The following is a 19,570-nucleotide window of genomic DNA, read 5'->3' on the forward strand; positions in this document are numbered from 1 at the left end:
CCGGCCCAACGCCACACCCCCGGCCCGAGACACCCCCGGGCCGGTCACACCATACGAATCAACGACCCGCGAAGTACGGGACTAGCCGTCATGGACGCCCCCGCCCACCCCTACACCCGCCTGCTGCTGTCCGCCGTACCCGACCCCGAACGGGCCGGCAGCTACGACCCCGTCGAGCGCGCCAGGCTCCGCGAGGAGATCCTCAACCCCACGTCCTGCCCCTACGGCGACGACGGCACGTGCAGCCGCACCGAGCCCATCCGCCACATCGTCGGCGAGAACGACGGACAGCCCCACTGGGTGCGCTGCCACCTGCGCGCACCCGCCTCCGACATCGCCCGCCGCGTCCTCAAGGCCACCGACCGGCCGGACGGCAAGGCCACCGGCGACACCGAGAAAGCGGAGACCACCGCCGCATGACCCACGACCTCACCCTCCCCTCCGGCACCCCCATGGCCGAGGGGCTGGCCGAACGCGCCCTGCGCGACCCCCACCGCCCCCGCTTCCACTTCACCTCGCCCGGCGGCTGGCTCAACGACCCCAACGGCCTGAGTCACTGGAACGGCGTCTACCACCTCTTCTACCAGTACAACCCGCTCGCCGCCGCCCACCACCGCATCCACTGGGGCCACGCCACCAGTACCGACCTCGTGCACTGGGCCGATGAGCCAGTCGCCCTGGTGCCAGGCTCGGACGGCCCGGACCGCGACGGCTGCTGGTCCGGTGTCCTGGTGGACGACGGGGGAGTGCCCACGCTCGTCTACTCGGGCAGGCATGGCGAGCATGAACTCCCCTGCGTGGCCAGGGGATCGGCGGATCTGAGGTACTGGACCAAGGACCCGACCAACCCGGTCATTGCCGCCCCGCCGGAGGACATCGACATCACGGCCTTCCGCGACCACTGCGTCTGGCGGGAGGGCGAGGTGTGGCGCCAGCTGGTGGGCTCGGGAATCCGGGGCGTCGGCGGAACGGCCTTCCTGTATGAGTCGGACGACCTGCGCAGCTGGCGCTACGTCGGCCCGCTGCTGACCGGTGACGTTTCACAGAACCGGGGCGAGCTGGAATGGACCGGCACGATGTGGGAGTGCGTCGACCTCTTCCGGCTCGGCCGGAGCGAAGAGACGGACGGCACCGACGTCCTCGTCTTCTCCGCCTGGGACGAGGGCACCACCCACCACCCCCTGTACTGGACCGGCCGCTACCAGGGCGACACCTTTACCCCGACCGCCCTCCACCGCCTCGACTACGGCGGCCGCTACTTCTACGCACCCCAGTCCACTCGCGACGAGCACGGCCGCCGCATCATGTTCGGCTGGCTCCAGGAGGGCCGGACGGACGAGGCGAACGCGCAGGTCGGCTGGTGCGGCGTGATGTCCCTGCCGAGGGTCGTCACGCTCGGCGCGGACGGCTGCCTGCACCAGGCCCCGGTGCCGGAGCTGACCGAGCTGCGGCGGGAGCGCGTAGAGGTGGCTCCGGGCCGGCTGGCCGACCCGTACACCCGGCTGCCCGCCGTGCGCGGAGACCAGCTGGACATCGAGACGACCCTGCGCATCGCCCCCGGAGCGACCGCCCGGCTCGTGGTCCGCGAGACACCGGACGGCGCGGAACGCACGGTCGTGGAGGTGAGCCGGTCGCACAACGGAGCGGGCACGCTCCGCCTGCGCCGCGAGACCAGCAGTGTCGACCGGACGGTCGACACCGAACGCCGGTACGGAGAGCTGCCGTTGGGCCCCGACGGGCGGGTCGACCTGCGTGCCCTCGTCGACCACTCCGCACTGGAGATCTTCGCCAACGGGCGTGCCCTGACCGCCCGCATCTACCCCACACGCCCGGACGAGGCCGTCGGCGTCGGTATCGGTGCCGACGGCGACGTGACCCTGGAGCGGTTCGACGCCTGGCAGATGGCGTCGGCCTTCACCGGCGGACCCCGACCGCTGTGGCCGTGACCGTCTTACACACGACCACGGCCCGCGGGGTGGACGTCCCCCCGGGCCGTGGCCCACCCTCCCCCGTTCTCCCTCAGGAGCCGCCATGAGCGTGTCCCGCCGTACCCTCCTGCTCGCCGGAGGAATCACCTTGCTGCCCCTCGCCGGTGGTGTCCCCTCAGCGCAGGCCGCCCCACGCACCGGCGCGGGAGGATCTGCCCTTCTCGAGGGCGCCTCCGCACAGGCTCTCGTCCCCGACCCCCTCCCCGTCATCGGCCAGTGGAACCGCACCGCCGACGGCGGCTGGAAGACCACCGGCACCACACGCGAGCGTGCCCTCGCCCTGTCCGAACAGCAGCTCGCCACCAAGGCGGCCTACGCCGCCCAGGTGACCCACGCGTCCCAACCCGCAGTGGGCGCCCTGGTGTTCCGCGCCGCAGACGACGGCTCCGCCGGATACGCGGCAGCCGTGGACCCGGCCCACGAACGCGTACGGCTCCTCGACCTCGCTGACGGCCACACCATCGCCACCGCCCGGCTGGCAGGAGCGCGGAGCGGAGGATCGTACGACCTCGAAGTCACCGTGGACGGGCCCGAATTGACCGTCAGCGTCGACGGCAAGAAATGCATCCGTGTCGAGGACCACCGCTACGACTCCGGCGCCGTGGGCCTGCTCGCCCAGGGCGGCACCGTCGTCTTCGGCCCGCCCGCCCTGTCCGAAGTCACCACCAATCTCACCGGCTGGGCCACCGGCGGCGGCACATGGACCGCGACCCCCCTCGGCTGGCGCGCCGAAGCATCCGACGGCGGTACCGCCCGCGCCATCGCCGCCACCCAGGCGTACGACACCACGCTCCAGGCCGACCTCATGCTCCACGACGCGTCCGCCGTGGCCACCCTGCTGGTGCGCGCAAACGCCACCGGCACCCGCGGCTACGGCGTCCAGGTCGACCCCGGACAGGGCCGGCTCAGGCTGCTGCGCATCGACGGGAACGTCACCCTCGGCACCTACAACACCACCATCAGGGCGGGGGCCGTCTACCGGCTGCGGATCGAGGCCGAGGGCAACGACCTGCGGGTGCACTGGCAGACGAACTTCCTCTCGCCCGACGGCTACGCCCCCGCCATCACCGCCCGGGACTCCGCACACGCTTCCGGCCGGCTCGGCGTCCTGGTGACCGACGGCGCGGCCTCCTTCGACAACCTCGCCGCCGCCGACCTCGTCACCGACGTCCAGGGCTGGACGACCAGGTCCGGCACCTGGACCCCGGACCTGCGCGGCATCCGAGGCGACGGTGGCCTGCGCACGGCCCCCTTCGCGTACGGCGATGCGGTGGTCAGGGCCGACATCACGCCGGCCGGGCCGTCGGCCTTGGCCGGCCTCGTCCTGCGGGCGTCCGCGAACGGCTCCGGAGGCTACGAGGCACGCCTCGACACCACCCGCAGCACCGTCAGCCTGATCGACCGGACCTCCGGCGCCCACCTCGCCACAGCCACCGCACCGGTCCGGCGCCTCAACGCGGGCCGCACCTACCGGGTGGAAGTCCGCGCCACCGGCAGGACCATCGAGGTGTACGTGGACGGCGTGCGGGCTCTCCAGACCCGCGTGTCCCGCACCACGGGCGGGGCGGTCGGCACCGCGGCCGCGCACGGGACGTCGTACTTCCAGAACGTCCAGGCCAGGAGCACGGCCGACTACTTCACCGAGCCGTACCGCCCCACGTACCACTACTCCCAACTCACCGGCCGCACCAGCGACCCGAACGGCCTGGTGTACTACGACGGCGAATACCACCTCTTCCACCAGGACGAGGGCCGCTGGGCGCACGCGGTGAGCACGGACCTGATCCACTGGCAGGCCCTGCCGATCGCCCTGCCATGGAACGAGTACGGCAACTGCTGGTCGGGCTCGGCGATCGTCGACGAGGAAGACACCTCCGGCCTCTTCGACGGCAGATCCGGCCTGATCGCGTACTACACCAGCTACCACCCGGACAAGCCGGGCGGGAACGCCAGTGTGCGCATCGCGTACAGCAAGGACAAGGGCCGCTCCTGGCACTGGCACGGCGGCTCGCCCCCGGCTGTGGAAAACCCCGGCGGCCCCGACGCCGGCTGGACCTTCCGCGACCCGAAGGTCATCCGCGACGAAAAGCACGACCAGTGGCTGATGGTCGTTTCCGGCGGCGACCACATCCGCTTCTTCACCTCCACCGACCTCCTCACCTGGACCCACGTCAGCTCCTTCGGCTACGGCGACTGGGCCACGCCCGGCGTCTGGGAATGCCCTGACTTCTTCCCCCTGCCGGTCGACGGCGACAAGGACAAGGTGAAGTGGGTCCTCACCCTGAGCACCGGCGCCGTACGCGCCACGAACGGCTCGGCCGCCCAGTACTTCACCGGCGACTGGAACGGCACCGACTTCACCCCCGACCAAACCGCAGGCACGGTCCTGCGCGCCGACTCCGGACGCGACTACTACGCCGCCATGTCCTTCTCCGGCCTGCCCGACGGCCGCCGCGTCTGGCTCGGCTGGATGAGCAACTGGGACTACCCCTTCAGCGCCCCCACCGGCGCCTGGAACGGCCAGCTGAGCATCCCCCGCGACCTGACCCTCACGGACACCGCCGACGGCGTACGCCTGGTGCAGACCCCGGTCCAGGAACTGATCCCTCTGCGTACGTCCACCACGACCCGCAAGGACCTCTCCGTAGGCCCCGCCTCCGCGAACCCGCTCGCGGGCGTCACAGGCATCGCCTACGAAATCGAGGCCGAGATCACCCTCGGCACCGCCACGGAGATCGGCTTCCGGCTCCGGGCAGACGACGACCAGCACACGACCGTCGGATACGACGCCGAGGCGAACCAGCTGTTCGTGGACCGGTCGGCATCTGGCGTGAGCGACTTCACGCAGTACTTCGCGGGCCGCACGACCGCACCGATGAAGGCGACGGACGGCCGCGTGATCATGCGCCTGTACATGGACTCGTCGTCGATCGAGGCATTCGGAGCGGACGGCCGGGCTGCCGTGACAAGCCTGATCTTCCCCTCCCCGGCCGCCGACGGCATGGCCCTCTACGTCAAGGGCGGCACCGCACACATCGAGTCGCTCGAGGTGCACCGGCTGGACAGCGTCTACCGACTGGTGGACCGGGTGAAGCCACTGGTGGCTGGCCCGACTGGCGGCGAATTCCGCTCGGACCTCGGCAAGTTGACGGTCACTCCCGCCGGTCACTGGTCCACGGACAGCGCGGGGCGCGCCGGAACTTTCGACAAGGACTCCAACGCCATCTCGGCGCGCACGGCGACGGACCTGGACTTCAACACCCTGGTAAGGCTCGGCGGCCCCGACCCGGACACCGGTGGCGCGCTCTCTCTCCTCTGGCGCGCCTCCTCCGACGGCACCAACGCCTACTGCCTCAACATCGACCCCGACCTACGGGTGATCCGCCTGGTCGCCAAGGCCAACGGCTACTTCGACGACGGCGCCGCCCTCGCCCGCGTCCCGGCCCTGGTCCGCCGCGGCACGACATACCCCGTCCGCGTCCTCACCGAGGGCGACCGCATAAAGGTGTTCCTCAACGGCAAGCGGATCATCGACGTGACGGACACGACGTACGCCGATGGCCACATCGGCCTGAATGTGTTCGGAGGGAGGGCGGCGTACCAGGACACCTACGCGAAGGAGCTGTGACCTCCGGTCAGGCTGAACACGGCACGCTCGTTCCTTGTTGCGTTCCACAGAGCAGTGGTGCATGTACTGCCAGGTGAGGACCTCGCATCTGGGACCACAGGGTTTCGTTATACGACGGTGGCCGATCTGGCGGGAGGGACGCGAGACACCGTCTGGCTCACAGACCGTGTTCGTCCATCAGGCGCATCAGGTTCCGCTTGCGTTTCTGGGCGGCGCGCAGGGCGGTGACGTACGCAGCGAACTCGTCCTCGGTGCCCAGACGACGGTGGCAGTCGCGGATGCTCAGCAACAGGCCGACGAGCTGCTCGTAGACCGCGTTGCCCGTCTGCTTGGTCAGCGGCTCGGCCAGGCGCAGGTAGACGCCGAGCGCGTCGGCGGGGCGGGTGGCCCGCGCCTGGTTGGCAAGCGTGAGCCACTGCCGGTCATGGGCACGAGTTTGGGAAGCGGCCTGCCAGGCTGCGTCGACGTCCTTGTCGTCGAGCAGTGCGTCGACCAGTACGGGGTCGCCGTACCAGCCGTGTTGCCGCCGCTCCGCGTCGGCACGCAGCAGGGCAAGGGCCCCCTCACGCTCGGCCGGTCAGCAGTCCGCGGCCCGCGCGGCGGCGCCCAGCTGCTGGTACGCGAGCAGCGAGCGGCGGGCGCCGAAGTGGTCGCGGCGCATGGTGACAGCGTCGGCGAGCCGGCCCGCCTGGGCGTAGCGGTCGCAGAGATAGTCGACGAGGGCGGTGTCTACGGCGGAGAGTTCCCGGGCGTCCCGGATACCGCGTTCTGCCCAGTCCAGAGCCTCGTCGGGGCGCCGGGCGGCATCCAGCTCGCGGGCGATGACCAGGTGCGTGTGGCCGTTCGGTGAGAGGTCGGCAGCGTGCACGGCGATCACCGCGTCGACATCGCCTCCCGCCTTGGCCAGACGCTCCATCAGGTACTTCTCCGCCCAGCCGCGACGATTGCCCTGCCACGCCTCGACGGCCAGCGTCCGCAGGACGGCCATTCCCTCCTCGCCGAGGACATCCTCGTAATCGAGCGGATCGATGTCGGTCAGGCCGTCGTCGACGTCGTCGAGCACATGGCCGACCAGCCAGCGCGCGAGTTCCTCGGGGTGGGGGCGCGCCGCGCGGCACGCGTCGAGGTGGGCGTCGGCGAGGTCGGCGCCGATCTGCCCGAGCCAGCCGTCGGAGTCGTCGACGCTCTCCGCCGCCTCGGCCAGCAGCCGCATCGCCTCCCGCGCCAGGGTGATCGCGTCGGCGGCCCGGCCCGTGCCGGTCAGCGCGCCGATCGCGGACACCGCCTGCCCGGCCTGGTCGGCGTAGGCGCGGGCATCGGCGTACTCGACGTAGCCGTACTGCGCGAAGGGGCCGATGTCGAGCAGATCGCGGATACGGGACCGGACCGCGGTGAGGTCCCCGCGAGCGCTCGCGGCCCGCAGCTCCAGGCGCCGCCCCAACTGCCGGTCCTCGTCGACCTGTTCCCGCAGCAGGGCGAGCAACTCGTCCTTGGACAGGGCGGACAGCCACCCGTCGAGGTCCTGCGCGCGCTCCCGGGCCGCCTTCTTCTGCCGCGGCAGGCTCTCCCGCTGGGCCAGCACGCTCAGGCCGAGGGCGACCAGGTGCTTGCAGAAGTTGCCCTCCAGACCATACGGGCAGCCGCATACGCCGGACAGCCCGCCGGGTCCGTCCAGGGTCAGCTCCACCTCGTACCGCTCCGTCCCATGGACACTCGCGGTCACCCAGCCGTCACCCACCTCGACCCCGGACACCGCGTCGAGATATCCGAGGGCGCGTTCGAAGGAACGGGCACCGGCCAGCGTCTTGAGACCCGCCTCAGTGAGGCCGCGCATGATTCTTTTCCACCCTGCCGTGATTGTGCAGTCGATGCTCCGCCAGCCTAGGGGAGGGTTGCAAGCCGACGACTTCCGTGAGTTTGACCCCCAACTCGCCCGATCATGTCCGAGATCTGACCGCCCGCCCGCTGAGCAGCCTCCATGGCCCTCAAGAACGTCATCCCCTCAAGAACGTCATCGAGGAGTCCGTCGACTGGACGTCCTGAGCCGGTCGCGGCAAAGCGCACGGTTGGGGGCACGCCGTCCCACGGGTGGGTGCACACCCGGGCCGCGACACTGCGCCCACGGCAGCGTCGCCGCCCCTGTGGAGGACTACTGATGTCGAAGGCGCGCACGTAGGTCAGGACGGCGTCGTTGCCCGCCGTGTTGGTGACGGCGTACGGCTCCACCGCAGGGCGGCTGGGCGGCTGGGCGGCGACGTAGATCCGGATGACCTTCCAGCTGATATGGCTGACCGACTTCACCCAGGGTGCGGTGAGGTTTTACGTCTTCTGGGCAGGCCAGTTCGTGGCGGCCATGGAGCTCTGCGCGGCGATACCCGCCTCTGCGACGACAGCGGCACCGGCCACCGTCCACGTGAGGTATCTGGGCCTCTTCGACTGCCGATACCCGGCCATCCCCACCCCAGAGTCCATGCGTTCATACGTGACGGCATACGGCGCCGAGCGACGTACGACCGCGGGATGAAACGCGTTCCGAGCCCCCTGAAACGGCGCACGGCGATATGCGCACGGCGCCGGAAGCGGAACGCAACGTAACCGACCGCTCCCCCGTGATCGGGAAACTCCGCTCCTTGATCACCACAGGGTTCACCCAAGACTCCAAGGTGACGGTCACCGGGACGTCCACGGCGGGGCTCGGGGACGACGCCTACACCATCACGCACCGACAGCGCCTGGGAGAGTGGCACGACGCTGATTGCCACCCGTGTGGGCACAGCCGTCGTCAGCGTGCTGTCCACAGACGGCAGCGACAACCGTGCGGGGACCCTGCCACCGAGCGAAGCCGCACTTGTCTACGTGGGGTCGGCGCTGCGGCGGGTGACGCTTTCGGCGACGATGCGCTCTGCCTCGGCCACGACCCGCTCTTCCTGGGAGACCTCGTCCAAACTGCGCTGGGCGGTCTCCGGGATCAGCAAGGTCATCAGAACACCGAGCAGCGAGAAGCCGGCCGACAACTCCAGGGCTCCAGCCGTGCCCAACTCCTTCTGGATGACGGGGAAGAGGAACACACCGATAAAGGCACCTATCTTGGCGACGCCGGAGGAGATGCCGTGGGCCGTGCTGCGCACGCTGGTCGGGAAGCACTCAGCGGACAACACGAACGTGGTGGTGTTCGGGCCGAACTCGGCGAAGAAGTAACTCATGCCGAACAGCATCAGGAAGGGGACGACCATTCCCGTGATGCCGGGGATGACTCCGATCGCAAGAAAGGCCAGCCCCATGCAGGAGAATCCGATGATTTGCAGCCTGCGATGCCCGATCCGGTCCATGAATGCCGTGGCGAGGTAGTAGCCAGGCACTGCGGCGACGGAGAAGACAATCAGGTTCAACGCAATCGCCTGGGTGGCGGGGTGATCGCCGCTTCCCAGCACGCTTTTCACGATCAGCGGTGCGGAGACGGAGTTGCCGTAGTAGGCGTAGTCGAAAACGAACCAGGTGCCCGCTGTGCCGGCGAGCATACGCAGGTAGCGCGGGTGCGTCAGGAGCGTGCGCAGGCCGATCGGTTTGCGTTGGGAGGTCGGAAGAGGGCCGCCCGTAGCGGAGACCACGCCGTCGGTGTAGGCCGCGAGGTTGGAGGCAGCCTTGGCGCTGTCTCCCCTGACCCGCTCGGTGTACCTCGGGGATTCCGGCATCCGCCGGCGTAGGTAGATCACACCCGCCGCGGGTACGGCGCCCAGCCCGAGCAGGAGCCGCCAGACCAGGCCGTGGCTCATGCCGGTGGACAACAGCGCGAGGCCCGCGACGTAACCGGCCACCGTGCCGAGCGCCTGCATGGAGAACACCATGCCCACGAGCCTGCCGCGATCGCGTCGGTTGGCGTACTCGCTCATCAGCACGGCGGAGACGGGGTAGTCCCCTCCCACTCCGATACCGAGGACGAACCGGAAGACGACCAGCCAGGCGAGGCTCGGAGCGAAGGCCGAGGCCAAGGCGCCGACGACCATGAGCAGTGCCTCGAGACCGTACACGCGCTTGCGGCCGGCGATGTCGGCGATGCGTCCGAAGACGAACGCGCCCAGGAATGCGCCGACCAGCGAGACCGAATTGATGAGGCCCATCTTTGACGCGCTGAGGTGCCATTGCGCGGCAATCAGCGTGCTGACGGTTCCTACGATGAACAAGTCGTAGGCATCGGTGAAGAATCCCATTCCCGCGGTGACCACGGCACGAGCGTGAAATCTGCTGAGCGGGGCCTCATCGAGAGCCGTTGTGATTGCTATGGGTGGGTTGTCGGCCATGGTGCGGCGGCTCCTGTCCCTGGGTTCAGTAACACCCTCAGCCATGCCCTGGGAACCGTCGACGACACCCGGGCAGACTGAAGCTTCGCACACCGAAGTATTGAGTCGGTCAGTCGGAGGCCATTTCGAATCGATGGAGCAGTCAACAGGGCGCCAAATAGTCGTCTCTGCCTGGTCTGATCCTCTTAGGCTCAGCTTGACGCCGGTCCCTTGAACTGACGCGGAAGCAAAAGCGGCGGGCCATTCACCTGCTACCGCTGTGCGGGAGACTGACAGTCCAACACTTCCGGTAAGGCGGAGCCGTCTCATGCGCGCGCAGGCACGGACGGCGGGGCGGTCTGTCGGCTGAGCCGATCGGCTGGCTACGGGAGGCAACCGAACCGGGCTGCTACGCCTCTTACGGCAACGAACGCCTACAACTGCCGCGTCGGCCATGGAGCGGCAGCCCAGACTCCCGGACTTCCGCCGGGACCATCACGGGGCAGGCACCGACAGTGCCGGAGGACCGACTCCGGCATGCGTATCTCACTGAAGGCAGCAAGGATGAGCGATTACCGTAGCAGGCCTCCTTCGCAAAATTCCTGGGGTCATTCCGGCCCGAATCCGGTGCCGGAGGGGACGGAGCCCGCGGGCGGACAGCCCCGGATGATCCGAGCGGGGATGCGCAGGGCCACCCAGACGGCGAACCGGCGCTCGTCGCGCAGGAAGACGGAGGGACACGGCCCGGGTGCGCGTCCGGCCGCTTCCTCCCGGCGCGGGGCTCCCGGGAAGCGGCGGCTGATCGACTATCCGCGGACGGGCAGACGCGGTCTGCGGCGCTGGCTGCCGTCCTGGAAGCAGGTGTTGACCGTCTTCGTGCTGCTGTTCGGCGGCACGGTCGGCGCGGTCGGCTTCGCCTACGCGTCGGTGTCCATTCCGAGCGTCAACCCGAGCACACAGTTGCAGAACAATCTGTTCTACTGGTCGGACGGCTCGCGGATGGCCAGCGTGGGCCAGGTGAACCGGCAGAACGTGAGCCTGTCGCAGGTTCCGTCCGATGTGCAGTGGGACTTCCTCGCGGCGGAGAACGCCTCCTTCTACACCGACCCGGGCGTCGACCCGCAGGGCATTCTCCGGGCGCTGTACCACATGGCGGAGGGCGGCCAGGTGCAGTCCGGGTCGACCATCACGCAGCAGTTCGTGAAGAACACCTACCTCAGCCAGGACCAGTCCCTGTCACGCAAGTTCAAGGAGATCATGATCTCCTTGAAGATCGGTGCGAAGCTCAGCAAGCAGCAGATTCTGCAGGGCTATCTGAACAGCAACTACTACGGCCGCGGGGCCTACGGCATCGAGGCCGCCGCCCAGGCGTACTACCACCGTCCCGTGGAGAAGCTGAACGTCAGCCAGGGAGCGTTCCTGGCGGCCACGGTGAACGAGCCGAGCGTGATGATGAACGCCGACGATCCGCATGTCCGCCCCCAGGCCACCGCCCGCTGGAAGTACGTACTGGGCCGGATGGTCGCCATCGGCAAGTTGAGCGCCACGCAGGAACAACGGTATCTGCGGGAGGGCTTCCCGGTGCCGAAACCGATGACCGCCTCCGGCTCGACGAGCGGGCAGGTCGGCTATCTGGTGCAGATCGCGCAGCAGTACGTCGAGCAGCACTCGTCCATCACCGACCAGCAGTTGAACCAGGGCGGCTACCAGATCTACACCACCTTCGACAAGCACCAGGTCGCCGAGCTGAGCGCCTCCGTGGCCAGGATGCGCAAACAGCACCTGGACCCGAAGCACCGGTCGGCGGACCGGAACGTGCAGGTCGGTGCCGCCTCCGTCGACCCGGCCACCGGGGCGATCGTCGCCCTGTACGGCGGTGACGGCTGGAACAAGGGCCACTACACAGACAACGCCAACAGCTCTGGCGTGCCGGTCGGTTCCACCTTCAAGCCCTTCGTCCTCGCCGCCGCCCTGGACCACGGCGCGGTCCTCTCCCCCGGGCAGCCTCCGTCGCCGGTCACGCCGGAGAGCAGGTTCGACGGCGACAACGGCATCGAGATCAAGAACCAGCAGGGACAGTACCTCCCGGACGGCAGCGACCCCACCGGGCTGCTCCACCAGCAGAACGACGTCTCCACCAAGTGGGGTTACATCACCCTGCGCAAGGCCATGGAGCAGTCGGTCAACACCCCGTACGTCCAACTCGGCGAGTACGTCGGGTACGACAACGTCGAGAACGAGGCACTGGCGGCCGGCCTGCTGCGCAGCAGCCTCCAGTACGACACCGCCGGCTTCTACATCGGCACCTCGACCCCGTCGGCCATCCGCATGGCCGACGCCTACGGCACCTTCGCCGACGACGGGGTCCACCACGAGCCCTACTCGGTCACCAAGGTCCTCGACGGCGGCCGACAGCTGTCGGGGTTCACCGCGCCGTCCGGCACCCGGGCCATGCCCGCCTCGACCGCCGACACCGTCACCAACGTGCTGCAGGACGTGGTCGAGCACGGCACCGGCACCAACGCCCTGGCCCTCGGACGGCCCGCCGCCGGCAAGACCGGCACCACGGACGACTACAAGTCGGCCTGGTTCATCGGCTACACACCGCAGTTGTCCACGGCCGTCAGCATGTTCAAGGAGGGTCCCGGCAACTCGGGCCTGAAGGGCATGGCCGGAGTCGGCGGCTACAGCAAGGTCTTCGGAGCGGACATGCCCACCCAGGTGTGGCTCGGCTACATGTCCGCCGCGCTCCAGGGCCGGCCCGTGAAGTCCTTCCCTCCGACACCGCCACTCGGCCAGGGAGCCAACGAGAACGGCGCCCCGTCCCCCACCCCCTCGGCATCCCCCACCGAGTCGCCCTCGAGCCCGCCTTCACCAACCACACCCGCACCGTCCCCGTCCATCACGCCGTGCAGCGACATCCCTGGCGGGTGCGCCTCCCCCACCGCTCCCACCCCCTCCCCCTCGCCGACCAGCACCAACGGCTTGTCAGGCGGCCTCTTCGGCCCAGGAGGCGGCAAGCACGGGAGCGGTGGCGCGCAATCACCACACCGATGACCGCGAGGCTCCTACCGCAGCCTGTCGATGCCACGTACGGAGCGGGGGCCAACCGAAGCTCCGGCTCCGGTCCCTCCAGAAGTCGAGAACGCCGCCGGAAAGCTACGGTGACAGAATAATTCTGCATCAGATGTAAATGGGCGGCGAACCCGCGAGGCGCAACGAAGGGAGCTCGGCCCATGGCCCGTAACGCAGCCCACGGCCGGCATCCGTACCGATGGGCCCGGCGGGCCATGGCAACGATGACCACCGTTGGGGCTGTCGGCTATTTCGTCATGTCGGCCATGCTCAGCCACAGCGCCGCGGCCATGCGGAAACTCGACGCCGAGGAGGCCGGCCTGGTCCACGCCTGGCCGTCACACGCGCAACGCCGCCGCTACCGGGTCCCCATCCCCAGGGAGCCACCGGCGTTCGGTTCTTCGAGGCCAACGCCTGGGCGTCCAGCGAGCTCTACGTGCAGTTCACCACCACGCCCGCCGGACTGCGGGCGTTCCTCGCGCAACTGGGCACCAGCCCCGCTCGGCTCAAGGACGGAGACATCGCCATCGTGGTCACAGCGCGTCAGCGGGCCCGGGCGGACTCGACAACCTTGAACACCATCGCCAGTGCGGCGGCCGGGCTGCCCGCACCGCGGGTGACCTTCGTGCGGAGTTTCACCGTGGAGAAGGTCGACTCGATGGGGTTGGTGGTCCGCAGGTGGATCCAGTGCTCGGCAGGGAAGTCGTAGAACGCCAGCAGCTCGTCGGCCTCGTCGGTGATCTTCTTCACGGCCTTCGGCCATTTCGCGCCGTAGGCTCCACCTCATCCCCACCACCGAAGGTCCGGCGGAGCCGAACCCCTCACCGGCGGTGCGGGAGTTCGCTGAGCCCGTGCAAGCGGGCGATGCTGGTGCTGCGCTTACCAAGGCGCCGATCAGTCTTCCAACGACCCACCGCCCTTCGAGCTCTTCAGGGCGGGCAGATCCTCGCTCGAGGCGAGCGGTGCCGCCCCTGGCAGACGCTGTCCGGCTGACTCCTTGAGGAACAAGACGCTCACGAGCCCGATCACACCTGCCCCGATGAGGTAGTAGCCAGGCCAGTCGAGGTTGCCGGTCGTGGTTACCGCGACTCCGATGATCGTGGGCGCGGTGCCCGCGAAGGCGGACACGATTACGTTGAAGATGATGGCGAGGCTGCCGTACCGGATCATGGTCGGGAAGAGTGCGGGCAGTGTTGAGGGGGTCACCGCTGCAAAGCAGAGCAGAGCAAAACCCATGATCAACAAGCCGAGGACCTGGCCGGTCAGCCCCGCTCGCAGCAGCCACACCGAGGGCAGGCCGAGGACGATGAGCGAGACGCTGCCGGTGATCAGGATGGGCTTTCTGCCGATCCTGTCACTGAGCTTACCGACGAACACGATGGCGCAGAGCATTGCCAGCGTGACGGCCATCTGGAGGGTGGTCGACAGTGCGTCCTCGGTTCCGCTCTTGCCGTGTTCCGGCAGGGTGTCCGTCAGATAGGTCGGCACGTAGTTCGTCAGCACGTAGTTGGTGACGTTCCAGGCCACAATCAGTCCGCTCGCGATCAGTACCTCTGGGCGGTAATGGCGCACCAGTATCTGGAATACGCGGCGGAGGGCCATGGTGGCCATCGCTGGCGAACGCTCCATCAGCTGCCGGAACGCGGGCGTCTCTTCCAGGCGGATCCGGAGGTAGATCCCGATGATGCCCATCGGGAGACCGAGCATGAAGGGCAGCCGCCATCCCCAGGCCAGCAGGTCGTCCTCCGACAGGGTGGCGACCAGGAGCGCGCTGATGCCCGCGCCGAGGGTGTATCCGACGAGCGTGCCGAATTCCAGCCAGCTGCCGAAGAAGCCGCGCCGCCGGTCCGGGGCGTATTCGGCGACCAGGGTCAGTGCCCCGGTGTACTCGCCGCCGGCAGAGAAGCCCTGCAGCATTCGGATGAACAGCACGAGCAACGGGGCCGCGATGCCGATCGTGCCGTAGCTGGGCACGAGTCCGAGCAGCGCGGTCGCGATCGCCATCAGCAGCACCGTGGCGGCGAGGACCTTGGTGCGGCCGATGCGGTCACCCAGCGGTCCGAGGATGACTCCGCCGAGCGGGCGAGCCACGAACGCGGCGGCGAAGGTACCCAGGGTGAACACCGCCGCCCAGTTTCCGGCGTGGGGGAAGAACACGTGCTGCAGGGCAACGGCTGCGAGGTAGGAGTAGATGCCGAAGTCGTACCATTCGGCGACGTTTCCCAGGGTGGCAGCCGTGGTCGCGCGACGGATGGTCTGCGCGTCCGCGATGGCTACCGGGTTGACCACAGGCCGAGGCTCTTCGGTCGGCCCGCTCACGTTGCCGCTCCGTTCCGTCCGATGCGCAACGAGGACATACTGTGGCGTGGATTCATGATCATCCTTTGTTGAGGACTGATATATCTATGTGACGTTAAGAGATGTATAAGTCATCGTCAACTGCTTCCGCTCCGGCTACGGGCTCGCGAGATGCTGCCGGCGATCGAGAATCTCCTCGGCGGCCTGGGTCAACACGCGCGCGGTTCAAGCCCAAGAGCGCCTCGGCCATCGAGAGCCCTCGTACGAGCACAGCCGACGGCGTGGATACTGGCCCTGATTGCAGGCGCGGTTGAGGGGCACGGCCAGTGACCGGCGACAATCGCATAGGACCGCCCAGCTTTGGAAGCGAACGCGACATGTTGTGGGCTTTCCTCGACTACCACCGCGCGACCCTCGCCATGAAGTGCGAAGGGCTGACCGACGAGGAGTTGCGGCAGCAGTCGATGCCGCCATCCGCGCTGTCGTTGCGGCACATGGCGGAGGTGGAGCGTGCCTGGTTCCGTCGGGCGTTCGAGGACAACGACGCACCCATGGTGTGGTCCGACAAGATCGACTTCCAGGCGGCGTACGACGCGAGCGCGTCGACCAGAGACGAGGCGTTCGGGGCCTGGGAGGCCGAGGTGGAGAACTCGCGTCGTATCGAGCGGGAGGCTCAGTCCCTGAACCAGGCCGGGTATCAGCCGAGATGGGGCGAGGAGGTGTCGCTGCGGATGGTGATGATGCACGTACTTCTGGAGTACGGCCGCCACAACGGGCACGCGGACTGTCTGTGTGAGGGCGTCGACGGGACGGTAGACGCCTGAGCCGCAGGAGCCACCAATCTCGCTGGGGATGCCAAATGCGCCGGCTCCCGATCGGCGTGAGTGCAAAGGCAGCACATTGGGGTGACCAAGGTCTTCGCGCGCACTCCGAAGTACGTCAGCCCGGACGTCAGCCCTTGACGTCCTTCACCGAACTGGGCCCCAGCTGTTCGGCCCCGTTTGCCTCAGCCCGGCCTGCACCAGGGTGCCCGGCACCGCCCCACCGGCCGGCGACCCCGAGTTGGCCGTGGCCCGCTTCCGCGCCTACCGGGGCTGCGCGGGCATGGGGCAAGCCTAATGGGACGGCCGACGCGGACCTGCCCGGCACTCACAGACGCCCGCCCGACAAATGCTTCGGTGTCCGATGTATTGTCGTTCGGGTCATCCCCGGCCGCCGGCCGGATCTTGCACGTGGAGAACGGTTCCAGCTCATGATCCTGGCGTACCTACCCAGCCCCTCCCAGGGGGTGTGGCACCTCGGTCCGGTGCCGATTCGCGCCTACGCGCTGTGCATCCTGGCAGGCATCTTCACCGCCATCTGGCTGACCGGACGCCGCTGGGAGGCGCGGGGCGGCAGGCGGGAGGACATCGCGGACATCGCGGTCTGGGCGGTGCCGTTCGGTATCCTCGGCGGCCGCCTCTACCACGTGATCACCGACCCGGAGCTGTACTTCACCGCCGGGAAGCAGCCCATCCGGGCCCTCTACATCTGGGACGGCGGCCTGGGCATCCCCGGCGCCGTGGCCTTGGGTGCGGTGGGCGCCTGGCTGGGCTGCCGCCGCCGCGGCATCCGCCTGGCCGACTTCGCCGACGCCGCCGCGCCCGGACTGGTGCTGGCCCAGGCGATCGGCCGCTGGGGCAACTACTTCAACCAGGAGCTGTACGGCCGCCCCACCGACCTGCCGTGGGCGCTGTACATCGACCCGGCCCACCGCCCCGCCGACAGCCCGAACGTGGCCCTGTACCACCCGACGTTCCTGTACGAGTCACTCTGGGACCTCGGCGTGATGGCGCTCCTGCTCTGCCTCGACCGCCGCTGGCATACGCGGCTTCGACGCGGGCGCCTGTTCGCCTGCTACGTGCTCGCCTACACCGCCGGGCGGGCCTGGATCGAGGCGCTGCGCATCGACCACGCCAACCACTTCCTGGGCCTGCGGCTGAACGACTACGTCAGTCTGGTCCTGTTCACCGGCGCGCTGGTGTACCTGATCGCCACCCGCCGTCCGCACCCGGACGACGACGCCCCCTACCCGGGTGCCGACGGCGAAGAAACGGTGCCGGAGCCGGCCCAGGCGTCCTGCGGGAAGCAGTAGTGACGGCCCTCCCGGACGCGGAGACGTCGCGGGCCGCGGCCGGCGGCCGTACACGGGATGGCGCATCGGCCCGCTGCCGCCCGCCCGCCTGCGTCCGCTCACGCGGCCCCGGCCATGGGTGGAGCTGGCCTTCACCGCGCTGCTCATCGCGGGCTCGCACGGCCAGCAGCCCCTGCCGCAGAGTGAGGACCAGCCAGGCCCCTGCCAGCGCACCCAGCCAGCGGTGATGGTTGGCCAGTCCGTCGGCCAGTACCCCCAGCGAGACCACCAGATCGACGGCAGTCAGCCACACGTCGCGCCTCGAGCGGGGCACGACGGCCAGGGCGGGGTCACGCCTCATCACGGCCCCCATTCTGCCCGGGTCCCGATCGGGCCCCGGCCGGACCGGCCCAGGCCGCGCCGAGGGCCAGCAGCGCGACGGCCAGCAGGATGAGCGCGGCCTCCCGCCCCCCGCTCGCCCGGCCTCCGACGTGCAGGGCGAAGGTCACCAGCGCCACGCCCAGTGCGGTGCCCAGCCCGCGGGCCATGTTGACCAGGCCGCCGCCGGTTCCTGAGGAGCTTGCGGGGATCGCCCCCATGATCATGACGTTGTTGGCCGGGGTGAAGGTGCCCAGCCCCAGTCCGGTCAGTGCCAGGACCGGCACCAGCCAGGAGAGAGTCAGCGGGACCACCAGGAGTGCGGCCACGGCGGCAGTGAACACGGCGGCGCCGAGCAAGCACCGGTTCCGGTCCGTCATCGAGCGCGGCAGCAGCCGGTCACCGCCGGTCGCCGCCAGCGCGAACCCGGCCGGCAGCGCGGTCAGCACAGCCCCCGCGGCTAGCGCCGACGAGCCCCGTGCGGTCAGCACGACCGGCACCAGCACCAGCGGACCGAACAGCACCAGATAACCGCTCAGCGCCCCCACCAGGCCGAACGTGACGGCCCGCACCCGCAGCAGCGCCAGCTCGACCAACGGAGAGTCCGCCCGCCCCTGGCGCACCACGAAACCCCAGCCCGCCAAGGCCGCAACGGCGAACAGCACACCCACGCCCCACCCGGGCACCGGAAGCCCGGACGCCGCCGACACCGCCAGCAGCGCACTCGTGGTCGCCACGGCCAGCAGCGTGAGCCCCGCCCAGTCGAAGCCCGCCACCCGCGTGCGGGTCCGGGTGCGCGGCAGCAGATAGTGCCCGGCCACCAGCGCGGCCAGCCCGATCGGCACGTTGACTCCGAACACCCAGCGCCAGCCCAGCGTGGACACCAGCGCCCCGCCCACCGTCGGGCCCAGCGCCAGGCCCAGCGCCTGGGCGGCGGCCTGTACCCCGAGCGCGGTACGCATTCGCTCGCGCGGCGCGCTGGTCGTCACCAGCGCCACGCTGTTGGCCTGCATCAGCGCCGCCCCGGCCGCCTGCACGACCCGGAACGCCACGAGTGCCGTGAGCGACGGGGCCAGCCCGCAGGCGGCGGACGCAAGCGTGAACAGGGCGAACCCGTACAGGTACAGCAGTTTGCGGCCGTGTGCGTCCGACAGTCGTCCGGCCGGCACCAGCAGCGCCACCAGAGTCAGCAGATAGGCCAGCGACACCCACTCCACCGCCGCCAGCGAGGTGTGGAACTCCGTGCGCAGGCTGCCGTAGGTCAGCGTCACGATGCTGGCGTCCAGCTGCCCCATGAACGCTCCGAAGCACACCGTGCCCACCGCCAGCCACCAGGCATTCGGTCGCGACCGTATGCCGTCCGGGCGGGCCCGCTCCCGTATGAGGGCGGCGGGCCATCGGCTTCTGGACCGGCTGGGGGACGTTTGCGTGGCCATGACCCCACATTACATCGGGTACCGAACTATTCTGCTACCGTCCCATCACGGGCGAATGGTGCTGTCGCGGGCTCCGCCAGGGAAGTCGACGAGCCCCGGCCCCGCCAGCGGGTGTGCGCGATGCCAGGGGGCCTGAGGTGCCCGGTACTCCTGCCAGAAGGTGGCCAGGCAGCCGCCGCTCAGCGCGGCACACCAGTCGGTGAAGCGCTGCTCGGCGAAGACTGGCACATCACGCTCGGGCGCGATGCCGCCGAGCGCCTTGGCCACGCGGGTCACCCACGGCACCGAGGCCAGCGCGTTGACGCTGCGGGGCGCGAGCGCGACCACCCTCCCGTACCGGTCGGCGTTCACCGGCGTTTGCGCGGTGACCGGGTGGG

Annotated in this window: 10 protein-coding genes and 3 pseudogenes; 6 read left to right on the forward strand and 7 right to left on the reverse strand. The window is 69.4% G+C overall.

Features of this window, described 5'->3' with window-relative positions; all coding sequences use genetic code 11:
• Window positions 1-90: 90 nt before the first annotated feature.
• From H8R17_RS09910 to H8R17_RS09920, 3 genes are all read left to right on the forward strand, one after another.
• Window positions 91-420: a hypothetical protein gene (locus H8R17_RS09910; protein ID WP_262505151.1), complete on the forward strand. Its 330-nt coding sequence runs from the start codon at window positions 91-93 to the stop codon at window positions 418-420.
• Window positions 417-1,946 carry a glycoside hydrolase family 32 protein gene (locus H8R17_RS09915; RefSeq protein ID WP_187822781.1) on the forward strand — a complete coding sequence of 510 codons (1,530 nt, stop codon included), beginning with the start codon at window positions 417-419 and terminating at the stop codon, window positions 1,944-1,946. The genes H8R17_RS09910 and H8R17_RS09915 overlap by 4 nt, the downstream gene beginning before the upstream one ends.
• Window positions 1,947-2,031: 85 nt before the next feature.
• Window positions 2,032-5,616 (forward strand): GH32 C-terminal domain-containing protein, encoded by a 3,585-nt coding sequence (locus H8R17_RS09920; protein ID WP_187822782.1) that lies wholly within the window; start codon window positions 2,032-2,034, stop codon window positions 5,614-5,616.
• A gap of 157 nt (window positions 5,617-5,773) precedes the next feature.
• On the opposite strand, the pseudogene H8R17_RS09925 reads toward H8R17_RS09920, so the two are convergent.
• From H8R17_RS09925 to H8R17_RS09935, 3 genes and pseudogenes are all read right to left on the reverse strand, one after another.
• Window positions 5,774-7,450: pseudogene (locus H8R17_RS09925) on the reverse strand (SWIM zinc finger domain-containing protein).
• Window positions 7,451-7,773: 323 nt separating this feature from the next.
• A pseudogene (locus H8R17_RS46550) lies at window positions 7,774-8,070 on the reverse strand (hypothetical protein); the annotation flags it as partial.
• A gap of 398 nt (window positions 8,071-8,468) precedes the next feature.
• Window positions 8,469-9,839: an MFS transporter gene (locus H8R17_RS09935; protein ID WP_223124853.1), complete on the reverse strand. Its 1,371-nt coding sequence runs from the start codon at window positions 9,837-9,839 to the stop codon at window positions 8,469-8,471.
• Between the two features lie 735 nt (window positions 9,840-10,574).
• Here H8R17_RS09935 and H8R17_RS09940 point away from each other — a divergent pair.
• Window positions 10,575-12,950, forward strand: a complete 2,376-nt coding sequence (locus tag H8R17_RS09940; RefSeq protein WP_262505152.1) for a transglycosylase domain-containing protein — start codon at window positions 10,575-10,577, stop codon at window positions 12,948-12,950.
• Between the two features lie 564 nt (window positions 12,951-13,514).
• Here H8R17_RS09940 and H8R17_RS09945 read toward each other — a convergent pair.
• Window positions 13,515-13,742 (reverse strand): annotated as a pseudogene (locus tag H8R17_RS09945) (transposase); the annotation flags it as partial.
• Window positions 13,743-13,862: 120 nt separating this feature from the next.
• Window positions 13,863-15,287 (reverse strand): MFS transporter, encoded by a 1,425-nt coding sequence (locus H8R17_RS09950; RefSeq protein WP_187822785.1) that lies wholly within the window; start codon window positions 15,285-15,287, stop codon window positions 13,863-13,865.
• Window positions 15,288-15,592: 305 nt separating this feature from the next.
• Here H8R17_RS09950 and H8R17_RS09955 point away from each other — a divergent pair, with 305 nt between their 5' ends.
• Together H8R17_RS09955 and lgt are read left to right on the forward strand one after the other, a co-directional pair.
• Entirely contained in the window at window positions 15,593-16,090 is a 498-nt protein-coding gene (locus tag H8R17_RS09955; protein ID WP_187822786.1) for a DinB family protein, read from the forward strand.
• A gap of 428 nt (window positions 16,091-16,518) precedes the next feature.
• On the forward strand, window positions 16,519-17,400 hold the full coding sequence (gene lgt / locus H8R17_RS09960; RefSeq protein ID WP_187822787.1) for a prolipoprotein diacylglyceryl transferase: 882 nt from the start codon (window positions 16,519-16,521) through the stop codon (window positions 17,398-17,400).
• Window positions 17,401-17,729: 329 nt separating this feature from the next.
• Here the strand turns inward: lgt and H8R17_RS09965 are convergent, their stop codons facing one another.
• Window positions 17,730-19,193: an MFS transporter gene (locus H8R17_RS09965; protein ID WP_187822788.1), complete on the reverse strand. Its 1,464-nt coding sequence runs from the start codon at window positions 19,191-19,193 to the stop codon at window positions 17,730-17,732.
• A gap of 45 nt (window positions 19,194-19,238) precedes the next feature.
• A complete protein-coding gene (locus H8R17_RS09970; protein WP_187822885.1) occupies window positions 19,239-19,544 on the reverse strand; it encodes a hypothetical protein in 306 nt (101 codons plus the stop codon).
• Window positions 19,545-19,570: the final 26 nt, after the last annotated feature.

The organism is Streptomyces sp. TRM68367 (genome assembly GCF_014495685.1).
Lineage (GTDB): Bacteria > Actinomycetota > Actinomycetes > Streptomycetales > Streptomycetaceae > Streptomyces.

What these genes read in the sequence shown, in the direction of transcription:
- H8R17_RS09910 (WP_262505151.1), top strand. Translation starts at nt 91, where the DNA reads ATGGACGCCCCCGCCCACCCCTACACCCGCCTGCTGCTGTCCGCCGTA.
- H8R17_RS09915 (WP_187822781.1), top strand. Translation starts at nt 417, where the DNA reads ATGACCCACGACCTCACCCTCCCCTCCGGCACCCCCATGGCCGAGGGG.
- H8R17_RS09920 (WP_187822782.1), top strand. Translation starts at nt 2,032, where the DNA reads ATGAGCGTGTCCCGCCGTACCCTCCTGCTCGCCGGAGGAATCACCTTG.
- H8R17_RS09940 (WP_262505152.1), top strand. Translation starts at nt 10,575, where the DNA reads ATGCGCAGGGCCACCCAGACGGCGAACCGGCGCTCGTCGCGCAGGAAG.
- lgt (WP_187822787.1), top strand. Translation starts at nt 16,519, where the DNA reads ATGATCCTGGCGTACCTACCCAGCCCCTCCCAGGGGGTGTGGCACCTC.
- H8R17_RS09965 (WP_187822788.1), bottom strand. Translation starts at nt 19,193, where the DNA reads ATGGCCACGCAAACGTCCCCCAGCCGGTCCAGAAGCCGATGGCCCGCC.